The sequence below is a fragment of the Pseudomonas moraviensis genome (genome assembly GCF_900105805.1).
In the GTDB taxonomy this organism is placed as follows: Bacteria; Pseudomonadota; Gammaproteobacteria; order Pseudomonadales; family Pseudomonadaceae; genus Aquipseudomonas; species Aquipseudomonas moraviensis_A.
In genome coordinates this window covers 5,555,277-5,570,184 of the sequence record NZ_LT629788.1, presented here as the reverse complement: position 1 = coordinate 5,570,184, position 14,908 = coordinate 5,555,277, and the positions used below count along the sequence as shown (strand labels likewise).

At 61.3% G+C, this 14,908-nt stretch carries 15 protein-coding genes; 6 read left to right on the top strand and 9 right to left on the bottom strand.

Translation table 11 applies throughout. The annotated features are described in order from the left end of the window. Window positions 1–3 precede the first annotated feature (3 nt). From BLU71_RS24915 to ureC, 3 genes are all read left to right on the top strand, one after another. Complete coding sequence (locus BLU71_RS24915; RefSeq protein ID WP_042608933.1) at window positions 4–540, top strand: GNAT family N-acetyltransferase; 537 nt, start codon at window positions 4–6, stop codon at window positions 538–540. Beyond that, window positions 537–845, top strand: coding sequence for an urease subunit beta (locus BLU71_RS24910; protein ID WP_083354099.1), 309 nt, complete (start codon window positions 537–539; stop codon window positions 843–845). The genes BLU71_RS24915 and BLU71_RS24910 overlap by 4 nt, the downstream gene beginning before the upstream one ends. Window positions 846–1,004: 159 nt before the next feature. After that, complete coding sequence (gene ureC, locus BLU71_RS24905; protein WP_083354098.1) at window positions 1,005–2,705, top strand: urease subunit alpha; 1,701 nt, start codon at window positions 1,005–1,007, stop codon at window positions 2,703–2,705. A 60-nt stretch (window positions 2,706–2,765) separates the two neighbouring features. Here the strand turns inward: ureC and BLU71_RS24900 are convergent, their stop codons facing one another. The 4 genes from BLU71_RS24900 to BLU71_RS27395 form a co-directional block, all read right to left on the bottom strand. After that, window positions 2,766–4,169: a hypothetical protein gene (locus tag BLU71_RS24900; RefSeq protein ID WP_083354097.1), complete on the bottom strand. Its 1,404-nt coding sequence runs from the start codon at window positions 4,167–4,169 to the stop codon at window positions 2,766–2,768. 177 nt (window positions 4,170–4,346) lie between these two features. Then, the gene (locus BLU71_RS24895) at window positions 4,347–4,652 is read right to left on the bottom strand and encodes a chaperone modulator CbpM (protein ID WP_042608936.1); all 306 of its coding nucleotides are present in this window, start codon (window positions 4,650–4,652) and stop codon (window positions 4,347–4,349) included. A 23-nt stretch (window positions 4,653–4,675) separates the two neighbouring features. Next, complete coding sequence (locus BLU71_RS24890; RefSeq protein WP_024011397.1) at window positions 4,676–5,620, bottom strand: DnaJ C-terminal domain-containing protein; 945 nt, start codon at window positions 5,618–5,620, stop codon at window positions 4,676–4,678. Between the two features lie 77 nt (window positions 5,621–5,697). Beyond that, window positions 5,698–5,913, bottom strand: a complete 216-nt coding sequence (locus tag BLU71_RS27395; RefSeq protein ID WP_156889243.1) for a hypothetical protein — start codon at window positions 5,911–5,913, stop codon at window positions 5,698–5,700. Between BLU71_RS27395 and BLU71_RS24885 the strand changes: the two genes are divergently transcribed. Then, window positions 5,912–7,186 carry an Hsp70 family protein gene (locus BLU71_RS24885; protein WP_083354096.1) on the top strand — a complete coding sequence of 425 codons (1,275 nt, stop codon included), beginning with the start codon at window positions 5,912–5,914 and terminating at the stop codon, window positions 7,184–7,186. The genes BLU71_RS27395 and BLU71_RS24885 overlap by 2 nt on opposite strands. Window positions 7,187–7,250: 64 nt before the next feature. Here the strand turns inward: BLU71_RS24885 and BLU71_RS24880 are convergent, their stop codons facing one another. The 3 genes from BLU71_RS24880 to BLU71_RS24870 all read right to left on the bottom strand — a co-directional run bounded on the left by BLU71_RS24880 (window position 7,251) and on the right by BLU71_RS24870 (window position 9,753). Beyond that, on the bottom strand, window positions 7,251–8,264 hold the full coding sequence (locus BLU71_RS24880; RefSeq protein WP_039756974.1) for an AI-2E family transporter: 1,014 nt from the start codon (window positions 8,262–8,264) through the stop codon (window positions 7,251–7,253). Between the two features lie 325 nt (window positions 8,265–8,589). Then, the gene (locus tag BLU71_RS24875) at window positions 8,590–8,895 is read right to left on the bottom strand and encodes a PsiF family protein (protein ID WP_083354095.1); all 306 of its coding nucleotides are present in this window, start codon (window positions 8,893–8,895) and stop codon (window positions 8,590–8,592) included. A 63-nt stretch (window positions 8,896–8,958) separates the two neighbouring features. Beyond that, entirely contained in the window at window positions 8,959–9,753 is a 795-nt protein-coding gene (locus BLU71_RS24870; RefSeq protein ID WP_083354094.1) for an AraC family transcriptional regulator, read from the bottom strand. A 96-nt stretch (window positions 9,754–9,849) separates the two neighbouring features. On the opposite strand from BLU71_RS24870, the gene BLU71_RS24865 reads away from it, so the two are divergent. Continuing rightward, window positions 9,850–10,737, top strand: coding sequence for a DMT family transporter (locus BLU71_RS24865; protein WP_083354093.1), 888 nt, complete (start codon window positions 9,850–9,852; stop codon window positions 10,735–10,737). Between the two features lie 95 nt (window positions 10,738–10,832). Here BLU71_RS24865 and BLU71_RS24860 read toward each other — a convergent pair whose 3' ends face one another. Further along, on the bottom strand, window positions 10,833–11,711 hold the full coding sequence (locus BLU71_RS24860; RefSeq protein WP_042608941.1) for an esterase/lipase family protein: 879 nt from the start codon (window positions 11,709–11,711) through the stop codon (window positions 10,833–10,835). Window positions 11,712–12,004: 293 nt separating this feature from the next. Between BLU71_RS24860 and BLU71_RS24855 the strand changes: the two genes are divergently transcribed. Continuing rightward, the gene (locus BLU71_RS24855; RefSeq protein ID WP_042608942.1) at window positions 12,005–12,535 is read left to right on the top strand and encodes a ferritin-like domain-containing protein; all 531 of its coding nucleotides are present in this window, start codon (window positions 12,005–12,007) and stop codon (window positions 12,533–12,535) included. A gap of 101 nt (window positions 12,536–12,636) precedes the next feature. On the opposite strand, the gene BLU71_RS24850 is transcribed toward BLU71_RS24855, so the two are convergent. Continuing rightward, complete coding sequence (locus BLU71_RS24850; RefSeq protein ID WP_083354092.1) at window positions 12,637–14,712, bottom strand: AsmA family protein; 2,076 nt, start codon at window positions 14,710–14,712, stop codon at window positions 12,637–12,639. Between the last annotated feature and the right edge of the window lie 196 nt (window positions 14,713–14,908).

The following is a 14,908-nucleotide window of genomic DNA, read 5'->3' as shown; positions in this document are numbered from 1 at the left end:
TCGATGAACGCCGCCCAGTTGCGCCGCGTCAACGCTGAGAGTTTTGCCCACTATCGCCAGGGCCTGATCGATCTGCTGCTCGACGCCGTCGGTTACGGCGCCAGCGTCGGCTTCATGGCCGACCTCGATGCCGCGCAGGCGCGCGCCTATTTCGACGAGGTGCAGGACAACGTCAACAAGGGCAGCACGCTGCTGTGGGTGGTGGTCAAGGACGAGCAGGTGCTGGCCAGTGTGCAATTGGGCCTGTGCCAGAAAGCCAACGGTCTGAACCGCGCCGAAGTGCAGAAACTGCTGGTGCGCGAACACGCCCGCCGCCGCGGTCTCGGTCAGCAACTGATGCAGGCGCTGGAACTCGAAGCGCCCAAGCACAAGCGCGGCATGCTCTATCTCGACACCGAGGCCGGCTCGCCGGCTGAAGATTTCTACAAGGCGCTGGGCTACGTTCGCGCCGGCGAAATCCCTGATTACGCCTGCGACCCGAACGGCACCTATCGCCCGACCGCGCTCTATTACAAAGTCCTGCAAGGAGCCCAGCGATGATTCCTGGCCAATACCAGATCCAGCCCGGCGACATCGAACTCAACGTCGGCCGTCGCACCGTCAGCCTGAAAGTCGCCAACAGCGGCGACCGGCCGATCCAGGTCGGCTCGCACTATCACTTTTTTGAAACCAACGACGCGCTGACCTTTGATCGCGCAGCCAGTCGCGGCATGCGCCTGAACATTCCCGCCGGCACCGCCGTGCGCTTCGAGCCGGGGCAGAGCCGTGAGGTCGAACTGGTCGATTACGCCGGAAAGCGCCGGGTGTTCGGATTTGCCGGACGCATCATGGGTGATCTCGACTGATTTAGGCGTGCCCCGAAAAGATCGCAGCCTTCGGCAGCTCCTACAAATGTCACTCGGTCTCGAACCGATCACTGACTGTAGGAGCTGACGAGCGCAGCGAGGCTGCGATAGCGAGTAATGCGAGCGATTTCAGACCCAATTGAATCCCAAGGCAAGCACATGAAGATTTCTAGAAGCGCCTACGCCGACATGTTCGGCCCCACCGTCGGCGACAAGGTGCGCCTGGCCGATACCGAGCTGTGGATCGAAGTCGAGAAGGACTTCACCACCTACGGCGAGGAAGTGAAATTCGGTGGTGGCAAAGTCATCCGCGACGGCCAGGGCCAGAGCCAGTTGCTCGCCGCCGAAGTGGTCGACACACTGATCACCAATGCGCTGATCATCGACCACTGGGGCATCGTCAAGGCCGATGTCGGCCTCAAGGAAGGGCGCATTGCCGCGATCGGCAAGGCCGGCAACCCCGACGTGCAGCCCGACGTGACCATCGCCATCGGCGCCGGCACCGAAGTGATTGCCGGCGAAGGCATGATCCTCACCGCTGGCGGCATCGACACGCATATCCACTTCATCTGCCCGCAGCAGATCGAAGAAGCGCTGATGAGCGGCGTCACCACCATGATCGGCGGCGGCACGGGACCTGCCACCGGCACCAACGCCACCACGTGCACCTCCGGTCCGTGGCATCTGGCGCGCATGCTCCAGGCCGCCGATGCCTTCCCGATGAACATCGGTCTGACCGGCAAGGGCAACGCCAGCCTGCCGGAGCCGTTGATCGAACAGGTCAGGGCCGGCGCCATCGGCCTCAAGCTGCACGAGGACTGGGGCACCACCCCGGCGAGCATCGACAACTGCCTCAACGTCGCCGATCAGTACGATGTGCAGGTGGCGATCCACACCGACACCCTCAACGAATCCGGTTTCGTCGAAACCACCCTCGGTGCGTTCAAGGGCCGCACCATCCACACCTATCACACCGAAGGTGCCGGTGGCGGCCACGCGCCGGACATCATCAAGGCCTGCGGTTTCCCCAACGTGCTGCCGAGCTCGACCAACCCGACCCGGCCATTCACCCGCAACACCATCGACGAACACCTCGACATGCTGATGGTCTGCCACCACCTCGATCCAAGCATCGCCGAAGACGTCGCCTTCGCCGAGAGCCGTATCCGCCGAGAGACGATTGCCGCCGAAGACATCCTCCACGACCTCGGTGCGTTTTCGATGATCAGCTCCGACAGTCAGGCCATGGGCCGCGTCGGCGAAGTCATCACGCGAACCTGGCAAACGGCCGACAAGATGAAAAAACAGCGCGGCCCGCTGCCGCAGGATGGCGAAGGCAACGACAATTTCCGCGCCAAACGCTACATCGCCAAATACACGATCAATCCGGCGATCACCCACGGCATCAGCCATGAAGTCGGTTCGATCGAAGTTGGCAAATGGGCAGACCTGGTGCTGTGGCGCCCGGCATTCTTTGGCGTGAAGCCGACACTCATCCTCAAGGGCGGTGCGATTGCCGCCAGTCTGATGGGCGATGCCAACGCCTCGATTCCGACGCCGCAACCGGTGCACTACCGGCCGATGTTCGCCAGCTACGGTGGCTCGCTGCACGCCACCAGCCTGACCTTTATCAGTCAGGCGGCGCAGGAGGCCGGACTGCCGCAAGCCTTGGGACTGAAGAAGAAAATCGCGGTGGTCAAAGGCTGCCGCGACGTGCAGAAAACCGACCTGATCCACAACGACTATCTGCCGGACATCGATGTCGATCCTCAGACCTATCAGGTCAAGGCAGACGGCGTATTACTGTGGTGCGAGCCGGCGGAAACACTGCCGATGGCGCAGCGTTACTTTCTGTTCTGATAACTGCCGGGGGCTGAATACGAACGGGCAAATCCGTATTCAGCCGTGCACGGCAAACGCTCAGGGAAACGCCCACGACATCTGTTGCTCGCTGTAGTTGTAATCCAGACGCAGCTCGGTGCCCGCGGGGATGTCCTGGGTGGCAAATACGGCGTTGAGGATAAAATCCCTGGTGACCAACTGTTTGCCGATCCATTGCTGCGCCTCGACATCGAACGGCACCAGCTCGACGTTGTACCCCTCCGTTGCCTGACGCACAGGCTTGCCCGTCGCGTCATATTCAAAGGTGGAGTTGATGCGGGACATGATGGTGTCACCCAGGATCGCGAGCGGATCAGGGATAAACTCTCCGGCGCCATACTTCAAACGTACACCGGCAAGCATGGTGAAGGTCTGCTCGTGGGGCTGGACGAAGCGTGCTGGCGTGATGGCCCCGCCGTAGACACCCAGCGCCTCGCCTTTGGCAATGCGCCGGTTGGCGACCACCATGGACTGACCGATCAAGGCCCGCTCACCGGGGGCTTGCATATCGGCTTCGGTAAACACGCGCCATTGCAGCTTCTCCTCATACAGCCGCGCGACATCCTCGTACCCTTCAAACCTGATGTAAGGTTTGATCTGCTCGGAGGTGTAGAGATCGCCGTTTTCGAAGCGCACTTTCGTTTGCAGTTTTTTGATGCGGATCGGCCGGCCAGCGGTGTCCCGCAGCGGATACTTTCCGTTGTTGGCGCGGTTGTAGGTACCCAATTGATTGGCCAGGAATGAATAACGCGTTTCACTGCGCATCGTGTTCAGTTCTTCCGCCGTGTAAGGCTGGATCGGCATCGATTCGGAGGCCAGATAAAACGTCTCGCCAGCGCCTTCGTGATCACTGGGCAGCTCTTCGAGCGCCGACTCGAATTCATCGTCACTCTGCCGGCTTACCCTGCGGTTTTTCCGCGGCAGGAGTACGGAACCGTCCGCGGGCGCGGTGAAATCCTGCAGCGGATACCAGTGATTGTGCAGCGGGTCGAACGCGAGAGTGGGACCGGAGGCTCGCGCCTCGCTGGGTAATGTGGCCCGGTACAGACCGGTTTCGGCATCGACGCCAAGCAGGACGGTACCGCCATTCTGCAGGTCGGCGTATTGACGCCCCTTGAACACACGAAACCCCTGAGCATCGGCGCCTGGCAAGGCAACCGTCGAGGGAATCAGATAATGCTGCAGAGAAACGGCTTCAGCGGTCGCGGCCATCGAAGCGCTGGACGATGATGGGTGAACCTGGATGTTCGGCGTTGCGGCTGCGGTCTCGATCTGCCGCGTGCCGTCGCCGGTTCCTTGCGTATCGCGCGGGGTCTGGTGAATGACCGGATCGGGGGTAATGCGCAGCGTTTCAAGACCCTGCGCAGTTGCATCGACAGGCGGGCGCACAGGCGTGTTCACATCGGCTGTGGCCGTTTTGGGCGGTTTGGGTTTGACTGGCATGAGCAGGCTTCCTTGCAAAGTTTGCGTAGCGCTGGCCCGCGTGGCTGGCGCTACGACAGTCGGCATCCATTGCCGACCTGAGCGCGAAAAAGTATCAGACCCTGCTCACGCTTAACATGGACGGAAACACGCGCAAACACTAACCCGCTGATGACCCGCACACAGCCGTCAGCCCCTCTATTCCACCACCAGGCGCCCCAACCGTTGCCGCAACATGCGGTTCTCGGCGCGCAGCGCTTGCACTTCCTCCAGCAGGTCCAGGGCCAGCGCCACGCCTTCCCACTCCAGCTCAAGATCACGCCGCAGCTTCGCCGCACGTTTGGCCAGCGCCAGTTCGTAATCGGTGAAGCGCCATTCCCGGGGCTGCGCGCCCTGAGGTTCGAGGATGCCGTGCTCGACGATTTCGATCACGTAGACGTCCGACAAATCGGCCGCCTCACAGAATTCTGCCAGGTCCAGTTGAACGATCAGGGGGCTGCTCATGATGGGCTACTCCGTCGTCGGGTTCAGAAGTTCTCTCGCGGGTTGAACGCGGCTTTCTTCGCCAGTTCCTGCCACAGCGCCTTGACCTCATCGTCGGACGCTTTCGGCATCACGGCCTTGAGTTGCACGAACAGATAACCGCGCTCGCCGGCCTTGTTCAGCAGGCCGTGGCCCTTGGCACGCATGCGCTGGCCATTCTGGCTGCCGGCCGGAACCTTGAGGTTGATCTTGCCGGTCAGGGTCGGCACGGCCACTTCAGTGCCCAATGCCAGCTCCCACGGCGCCAGCGGCAAGGTGATGATCAGGTTTTCGCCTTCGACATCGAATTTCGGGTGGGGCGCAAAACGAATGGTCAGGTACAGATCGCCATTCGCTCCGCCACCGATGCCCGGTGCGCCCTGGCCCTTGAGGCGAATGCGCTCGCCGTCGGTCACGCCGGCCGGGATCTTCACGTTCAGGCTTTTGCTGGTGTTGCTCACGTGCTGGCCGTGCGCGTTGTATTGCGGCACCTGAAAGGTGACTTTCTTCGATTCGTTCGACAGGGTTTCTTCGAGGAAGACCGGCAATTCCATTTCCACGTCTTGCCCTCGGCGTCCGCGTGATTGGCGGCTCTCGGCGCCACCGAAACCGGGGCCGCGATTGCCGAAGATCGAACTGAAGAAGTCCGAGAAGTCGCCGGTGTCGCCACCACCGCCACCGAAGCCGCCACGGCTCTGCCAGCCCGGTGGGCCCTGGAATGGCTGACCGTGCTGGCCATAACGGCGCAGTTCGTCGTATTCGGCGCGCTTGTCGGCGCTTTTCAGCGCTTCATAGGCTTCCGAGGCGTCCTTGAACTTGGCCTCGGCGTCTTTTTCCTTGCTGACATCGGGGTGGTATTTGCGCGCCAGCTTGCGATAGGCCGCTTTGATGGCCTTGTCGTCGGCTGTCGGCTCCACGCCGAGTATCTTGTAATAGTCTTTGAAGTCCATTGAAGGATCACCATCCGTTATCGATTTCGCGCCGAGGCCAGCGTGCGCCCGATTGGCGCGTGCCGGGTTGACCGATCTCAAGGTTGTGACCGGGTGGCGCCGCAGAAGTTTATCGGCAGTGGACGACGGTTCTTGCGACCGCCGGTGTGTCTGCCGGCCCATGCCAGCAAGTTTGGGGCGATGCGGCGGTTTTCAACCTGCCAGGTGGCGAAATAGCGGATGACCGGCCTTCGAATCTGCCGCGCACTGACATACACTGCGCGGCCGTTTTTTGACCGGAATCCGAAAGACATGAAAGACGCCTCTCCAGCCCGTGCCTGCGGCATCGACTTCGGCACGTCCAACTCCACCGTCGGCTGGCTGCGCCCCGGCATGGACACCATGATTGCGCTGGAAGACGACAAGATCACCCTGCCGTCGGTGGTCTTCTTCAACATCGAGGAGCGCCGCCCGGTGTACGGTCGCCTGGCCCTGCACGAGTATCTGGAAGGCTACGAAGGCCGGCTGATGCGCTCGCTCAAGAGTCTGCTCGGTTCCAAGCTGATCAAGCACGACACCAGCGTCCTCGGCACGGCGATGCCGTTCAAGGACCTGCTCGGGCTGTTCATCGGTCAGCTCAAGCACCGCGCCGAAGCCGCCGCCGGTCGGGAATTCGAACAAGTGGTGCTGGGCCGTCCGGTATTTTTCGTCGATGACGATCCGTTGGCTGACCAGGAAGCCGAAGACACCTTGGTCGAAGTGGCGCGCAAGATCGGTTTCAAAGACGTGTCGTTCCAGTACGAGCCGATCGCGGCGGCATTCGACTATGAGTCGACCATCGAAAAAGAAGAGCTGGTGCTGATCGTCGACATCGGCGGTGGTACCTCCGACTTCTCGCTGGTGCGCCTGTCGCCTGAGCGCCGCGCTGTGGATAACCGTCACGAGGACATCCTCGCCACCGGCGGCGTGCACATCGGCGGTACAGACTTCGACAAACAGCTGAGCCTGCAGGGCCTGATGCCGCTGTTCGGCTACGGCAGCCGGATGAAAAGCGGTGCCTACATGCCGACCAGCCACCATATGAACCTGGCGACCTGGCACACGATCAACTCGGTGTACTCGCAGAAGTCCACGCTGGCCCTGGGCAGCATGCGCTACGACATCGAAGACACCGGCGGCATCGATCGCCTGTTCAAACTGATCGAACAGCGCGCCGGCCACTGGCTGGCGATGGAAGTCGAAGAAACCAAGATCCAGCTGACCCACGCCGACAGCCGTCACGTGCCGCTGGATCGCATCGAAGCCGGCCTGAGCGTCGAGCTGACGCGTGCGCTGTTCGAATCGGCAATCGAAGCTTTGCTCGAGCGCGTGCGCGGCAGCGTTACGCAGCTGTTGAATGACGCCGGAGTTGCGGTCGATCAGGTCGACACGGTGTTTTTCACTGGGGGTTCGAGCGGCATCCCGGCCCTGCGCAACAGCGTGTCAGCAATGTTGCCGAACGCGCGGCATGTCGAAGGCAACATCTTTGGCAGCATTGGTAGCGGTTTGGCGATTGAAGCGATGAAGCGCTACGGCGCCATGAACTGACTACAACCATTGTGGCGAGGGAGCAAGCTCCCTCGCCACAATGGTCGACAGCCAGACAGTCAGCTCAAACCATCCCGCCCAGCTTCAACTCACTCTTCAGGTACGCGTAATAAATCGGTCCCGCCACCACGCCCGGCAAACCGAACGCGGCTTCGAACACCAGCATTGCCAGAAGCAATTCCCACGATTTGGCACTGATCTGCCCGCCGACGATGCGCGCGTTGAGGAAGTATTCGAGCTTGTGGATAACGATCAGGTAGCCCAGCGCGGCGAGCGCTACCCAGATCGACAGCGACAGGCCGACGATGGTGATCAGCGTGTTCGACATCAGGTTGCCGATCACCGGCAGCAGGCCGAGCAGGAAGGTCAGCACGATCAGGGTTTTGGTCAGCGGCAGCTTGATGCCGAACATCGGCAGGATCACTGCGAGGAAGATCCCGGTGAACACCGTGTTGAGCAGGGAAATCTTGATCTGGGCGAAGACGATATTGCGAAACGCCTGCACCAGCAGATGCAGACGGTCGAACAGGGCCGCGGCCAGGGGTTTGCGCTTGGTCACGTCGGGGATGCGCTGCAGGGCGATGATCGCGCCGAGCACCATGCCGATCAGCAGGGTGACGAACATGTGCGCGGCGTCCTTGCCGACCAGTTGCAGGTCGGCCAGATGCTTGCTCGCCCACTCGCCGATCGCCACGCGAAATTCCGCCGCGCTGGCCGGCAGATAGGCGTCGATGAACGGCGGCAACTGCCCCCGTGCGCGATCGACCACGCCCATGAATTTATCCAGCGAGGCGCCCGGATTTTCCGCTTCATGCAGGAGGAAACTGATAGCCCCGGCGAAGATCAGCGCCAGCACACTCACCACCAGCGTGCCGAGCAGCGCCACCGCCAACCAGCGCGCACGCCGCCCTTCGATCAGCCGTTGCAGTTGCGGGGTGAGCATGTTGACCAGCTCGAACACCAGCAACCCGGCCAGCAGGCTCGGCAACAGGCGCAGCGGCAGCACCAGCAGCAGTCCGCCAAAAATGATGATGCAACTGACCCAGAACACAACATGACGCTGAGAAAACGTTGGCATACAGCCTCAAAACGAACGGCGTGAAAGGATGGGCAGTCTGCCAGCGATCCGGGGTTAGCACTAGGGATATGCGGGGTTTCGGATTTTCGTGCAACGCGTGCGATTTTCCCCCTCACCCTAGCCCTCTCCCAGAAGAAGAGGGGACCGATTGGGGGTTGCTCGAGAAATTTGCCGACCTGAACGTGCAGCGCCGAATCCGCCATCGACTCGGTATTTCAGACCACAGTTCCTGTCGGTATCCATGCGGTCGGTCCCCTCTCCCTCCGGGAGAGGGTGAGGGCAAATCTCAAGCCGACCGAATCAATCGGACACGCATGGCGCCCGCTTATTTCTTCTTCAGACACTCACTCATGAATGTCTTGCGCGCATCGCCGGTCAGCGCCTTGGTTTTCGCATCGGCATTGCAGGTAGTCATTTTCTGCTGCTGCGGGGTCAGCGCCTTGCCATCGTTGGCCGCTGGCGCCGCTTTCAGGCAGGTGCTCATGAACGCCTTGCGCTCATCGCCCTTCAAGCTCTTGGCGGTCGCATCGGCATTGCAGGTGGTCATCTTGTTCTGTTGCGCCGTGGCGGCGAAACCCTGGGAACACAGGAGCAGACCGATCATCAACAACGGCACACGCAACATCTTCATGGAGTTTTCTCCTTGTTGCCGCACCGATGGATGCGGCCTCTGTCGCAGTGTAGTCAAAGCTTGTTACACCTTCCTGCCCTCGAGGTGACTGCGCCGATACTGCTCTGGCGTACAACCGGCCTGGCGGGAAAACATGGCAATGAAGGCCGAGCCGCTGCTGTAGCCGAGATCGAAAGCGATTTCCTGCACCGAACGTGACGTCTCCAGCGCTTCGATCGCCGCCAGATAACGCAGGCGCTGACGCCACTCGCCAAAGCTCATGCCCAGCTCGCGGACAAACTGCCGCGCCAGCGTGCGCTCGCTGACATGCACCTGCGCGGCCCAATGCGCCAAGGGCTGATTGTCGCCCGGCGCGGCCTGCAAGGTTTCCAGAATCGTCAGCAGCCCGGGACTGCTCGCATACGGCAGGTAACATTCCTGCACCGGCGCTTGTTGCAGTTGATCGACCAGCACCTGAGCCAGACGCTGGTCGGCCGAATGTTCGGGGATCTTCACATCGCGGGCGGCGAAGTCCTTGAGGATCGCCTTGAGAATGTCGCTGATTGCCAACGTGCAGGCGCGCGCCGGCAAGCGCGCGCAGACATCGGGATCAAGGCACACCGCGCGGTAGTTGACCGGTTGATGACTGTAGAAACTGTGCTCGACCTCGGGCGGCACCCACACCGCGTATTGCGGCGGCGACATGAAGCGACTGCCGTCGACATCCATGTGCAGCACGCCATGGGCCGCGTATTCCAGCGTGCCCCAGGGATGCCGATGGGGCGCGGCATATTCGTGGGCATTGAAATCGGCGTAGCGGAAGTACACCGCTGACGGCAATTGGCTGAATGCGAGCAAGTCGATGTGTTTGCTGTTCATGCTGTCCGGATGCAGGTGCAGGTTGTCTGGTTCGCAGTATAGGCCTGCATCCAGACAGGGGATAATCGCGCTTCATCAACGTTCTGGTTTTGTCCCATGCACTACGCGTTTCCCCTGCTGGCGATTTTCATCTGGGCCGGCAATACCGTGATCAACAAACTGGCCGTCGGGGCGATCTTCCCCGCCGAGATCGGTTTCTATCGCTGGCTGCTGGCCGGGCTGCTGTTTACGCCGTTCATGCTGCGCAAAGTCATCGCGCACTGGCCGCAGATTCGGCCGAACCTGGGGCGGATCTTCGTCCTCGGCGTGCTCGGCATGGCGGTGTATCAAAGCCTCGCCTACTTCGCCGCGACACTGACCACGGCCACCAACATGGGCATCATTCTCTCGCTGATGCCGTTGATGTCGCTGGCCATGGCGATCGTCAGCCTCGGTCAGCGCCTGACGGCTGGCGCCTTGGTCGGCGCAGTGCTGTCGTTCGCTGGCGTGCTGGTGGTGGTGTCAGCCGGCAGCCTCGGTGCGCTGCTGCAACACGGGGTCAACATGGGTGACGCGATGATGCTGATCGCGACGCTGGCCTATGCGGTTTACAGCACGCTGTTGAAAAAATGGCAGCTGCGCCTGCCACCGTTGGTGCTCCTGTACTTGCAGGTGCTGGTGGCGATTGTGGTGTTGTTTCCGTTGTTCGCGGTGTCGCCGAAGACCGGTTTGAATCTGCAGAACGTGCCGCTGGTGCTGTATGCGTGCCTGCTCGCTTCGATGGTCGCGCCGCTGGCGTGGATGCAGGCGGTGCAGCGGCTGGGGCCGAGCCGGACAACGTTGTTCTTCAATCTGCTGCCGCTGATTACCGCGATGATTGCCGCGGTGGTGCTGAGGGAGCAGTTGGCGATGTATCACCTGGTGGGCGGATTGCTGACCTTGGGTGGGGTGGTTTTGTCGGAGCGCTGGACCGCGGTGTTGGGCCGCAGGATCAGCGTCGCCTGAACCGACGCTTTCGCGAGCAGGCTCGCTCCCACAGGTATCCGCATTTCAATGTGGGAGCGAGCTTGCTCGCGAAGAACGATGACGCGGTTTGACTGTTAACACCCAGCCGCCTCCAGCCGCGCCGCATGCTCGACAAACAGCCGCACCGGATCCGCGCCCTTGCCCACCAGCCCCAGCGACTGATTGACGATGTCGAAATGATCCAGCGGATAGTCATCACCGATTACCGTGCCCAGATGCGAGCTGTAACGACCGACCATGCCATCGCACTGCCCGCGCTCGCGAACGAAGGTCGTGGCGAACAGGCGGCAACTGCGATTGGTGCCGTCGAAAAGATTGCCGCCCCGATCGGTCTTGCCCGGTTGCAGCGTCCCTGACCAGGAGTAGTAACGCACGCCGTTGACCTCTTCCGGGCCCTGCCCGCCCCAGGTTTGCGGCAACCCTTGTGGATACCGCTGATTGAACAAGGCAACGCCCGCCGTCGTCAGCGAGTGGTGGGAGGCGTGGATATCCACAGGCAATCTTGGCCCGTGATAACCGGTGTCGAGCATCGCCATGATCCAGCCGATCAAGCGCAACAATGCTTCGAGCAGACGCCCTTTGGCGGTGTTCGCCGGATAGTTTTTTTCCAGATGATCGGCCAGCTCCGAACCGTGATTCGGCCCGGCCACCGAGGTTACCGAGGCGACCAGATCGGGACGTTTCGCCGCTGCATAGCGCGCCGTCAGCGCCCCCTGGCTGTGACCGAACAGATTGACCTTCTGCGCCCCGCTCTCGCGGAGAATGTCCTCGATCCGCGCCAGCAACTGCTCACCGCGCACTTCGGTGGAGTTGAGCGGCGAAACCTGCACCGCGATCACCGTCGCACCACCACGGCGCAAGGCCTTGATGATGCCGAACCAGTACGGGTAAAGCACCAGCCGGACAAAGCCGAGCATGCCCGGCACCAGCACCAGTGGATAACGTGTCGACATGGGTTACATCCTTGTGCGCGGTGAGTGGAGGCCTGACGTGCAAGACGCCCGCCAAGCATCCACCGTGACGATGACAACTGAACGATGAGCCTACTTCAGCCCGCCACGATCCGCTCCACCGAAACCGGATTGACCAGCGTCAGGCCCTCCGGACATAGCAGTCTTCAGCAGTTCCTGCAGCGCGTCCGGCGTAAATCGCATAAAACTTTTCGCTTCGCTCAAGACTCACAACCTGGGTAGCGACCGCGTCTTCAGAACGTGGCGCCCATCGGATTAGCCTCCAGGAGAATGAAATGAGTGACCTGCATTTGTCTGATGTTCAAACCCTGCGCGAACGCGCACGGCAACACGTGGAAAACGGCGCGGTCACCGAGACCTACAGTGCCAACCGTGAGGAGGTGCTGCGCTTGCTGAACGAGTCGCTGGCCACCGAACTGGTCTGCGTATTACGCTACAAGCGCCACTACTTCATGGCCAACGGCCTGAAAGCCAACGTCGCCGCCGACGAATTCCTCGAGCATGCCAACCAGGAAGCCGAACACGCCGATCGCCTCGCTGAACGCATTGTGCAACTGGGCGGCGAGCCGGAGTTCAACCCCGACCTGCTGAGCAAGCTGTCCCACGCGCAGTACGTAGCCGGTAATTCGCTCAAGGAAATGGTTTACGAGGATCTGGTGGCCGAGCGTATCGCGATCGACAGCTACCGGGAAATCATCCAGTACATCGGCGACAAGGACCCGACCACCCGCCGTATCTTCGAAGACATCCTCGCCCAGGAAGAAGAGCACGCCGACGACATGGCGGACATCCTCAACGACCTGTAACCCTTAACAGCAAAAGATCGCAGCCTTCGGCAGCTCCTACACAAGGAACGCATTCCAAATGTAGGAGCTGCCGAAGGCTGCGATCTTTTGATCTGCCCTGCTTACTTGGTAGGTTTGACGGTCACCGGCGCCTTGCCCTGCTTCATCTGCTCCAGCAACGGCGCGCATTGATTCGGCTCGCCACCGCTCGGCGCCACCAGCGCCAGCAATCCCGCCGCTGGTGCGGCGATCACGCCCAACGCGACCATCCCCGCTCCACGCAACATCAACGGTACGGCTTTGACGCCGGCATCCGGCTTGATGAACTTGCCGCGCACATACAGCGGCGAGCGCAGGGAGATCAGGCGCCAGCCCTTGGATTCAGGCGTCACGGTCAGATCGAGTTGCTCGGTGGCCATGTTTGCCGTGCCATCGATGTAGATAATCGCGTTCTCGGTATCGAAGACAAACAGCCGCGTGGTCGCCAGGCCGGTCTTGATATCGAAGTCCGCCGCCGCGCAATTGATCTTCACTTCCTTGTCGCCAAAGATCTTCCCGACCACGTAGTTACCGACATTGAGCCCGGCCAGTTCCATCAGCTCACGGCTGATCGCACCGTCGTTGATCAGCATCTTCAGATTGCCGTTGGCGCCGCCAAGCAGCTTCGCTACGGAGTTGCCACGGCCACTGATGTCGGCATCACCGTTGAGCTCGCCGAAACTGGTTTTCATCGGTTCGAAAGTCGGGAACAACTCTTTCAGCTTGAACTTGCGTGCGGTCAAACGCGCCCGGCCTTCCAGTGGTTCGGTGCGGCCATTGAGGCGAATCTGCGCATCCAGCGTGCCGCCGGCGACGCCAAAGCGCAGCGGCTCGAGACTGAGCTCGCCATCGTTGAGTTTCAGATGGGTATAGAGATCCTTGAACGGCAGCTTCTCGCTGTGGACGATGCGCTTGCCGGTGAACTCGACATCGGCATCCATGGCGCGCCAGCGGTCGGTCTTGAACTCTTCTACCGGCAGGACCTTGTCCGCGGGTTGCTTGCTCGCACCGCCACGGGCTTTCTGTTCGGTGTTGGAGTCGGCGCCGATCAATGGCGCGAGGTCGGCGAACAGCAGTTGATTGGAGAGCAACGCACCGCTGAGTTTCGGCCGTGGCTGGCTGGCGACGTAGGTGAGGTCGCCGTGGATGTCGCTGTCGCCGATCTTGCCGTTGAATTTCTCGTAAGTGAATCTCGCCCCTGCCTCGTCATGCAGCTTGGCGATCAGGTGACCGTCGGTGGAGTACGGTGGCGTGTCCGGCAGGGTTACGCCGGTCAGCGGATAGAGATTGCCAAGGCTATCGCCGGCGAGCTTCAGGCGCAGGTCGAGGGCGCCGAGGTTGAGCGGGTCGGTGAGGGTGCCGGCCAGCTCGATACGGGTGTCGCCAATCTTCGCCTGGGCCTGCAACGGGAACGGTTTGCTCGCGTCCTGCAAAGCCAACAGTCCGCCGATCTTGCCCTGCCCGGTGAGATTCTGCGCGTGGTACTGGCCTTTGACCTTGAGCGCAAAAGCGTAGTCCTGCGGTGCGCCGCCCTTGTCCTGAGCGGTTTTCGCCGCTTTGTCGCCGACGATTTCGCTGAAGGGGATCGGCTTGCCGAGCGGGTCGATCAACACGTCGAGATTGGTTTTCAGGGTCTGATCGTCGAGGGTCACGTGGCCCTTATCGAAGCCGATCGCGCCGATGTCGACCACCCAGTTCGATGGCTCGGCGTTCGGGTCCTTGGGGTCGAATTTGAAGGTCCAGTTGGCGCGGCCATCGGCCAGACGTTGCAGCTCGGCATTCGGCTCGGTCAGGTCGATGCGCGGAATCACCACGCGCTGGGCCAGCAGGGCCAGCGGCGAAATGCGCAGCTCGACGCGTTTCAGCGTGACCATCTGCGGCTGCTTCGACCAGTCCGGGTTGCCCAGGCTCAGGTCCTCCGCGACCACGTGCGGCCACGGCACCCAGGCACGCCAGCCGCCCTCTTCCGGCTCGCGCTGCCAGATCACCGCGAGGTTGCCATTGATAGCAAACGCCCGGTGCAGTTCTTCCGAGACTTTGGCGTTGATGGTGGGTTTGATCCGGTTCCAGTCGAAGAACACGATGATCAGAATCAAGGCTGCCACTAGCAGCACGAGGATGGCGAAGGTCCAACTGAAGATTTTTCCAGTGCGCGTCATGCACAAAGCTCCTGATCACGACTGCACGCCGATTACCCGACGCACAGCTGAAACGGCAGACCGAAGCGGCCCCTATGCAGTCTGTGACTGGCGAAAGGCCCGCAGGTTTAATCGAAAGGCAGTTTAAGCCATAAAAAGTGCAGCAAATCTGACCGATCGGTCGAGCAGTGTTACCGCGACCCGCACTTTTACGAGG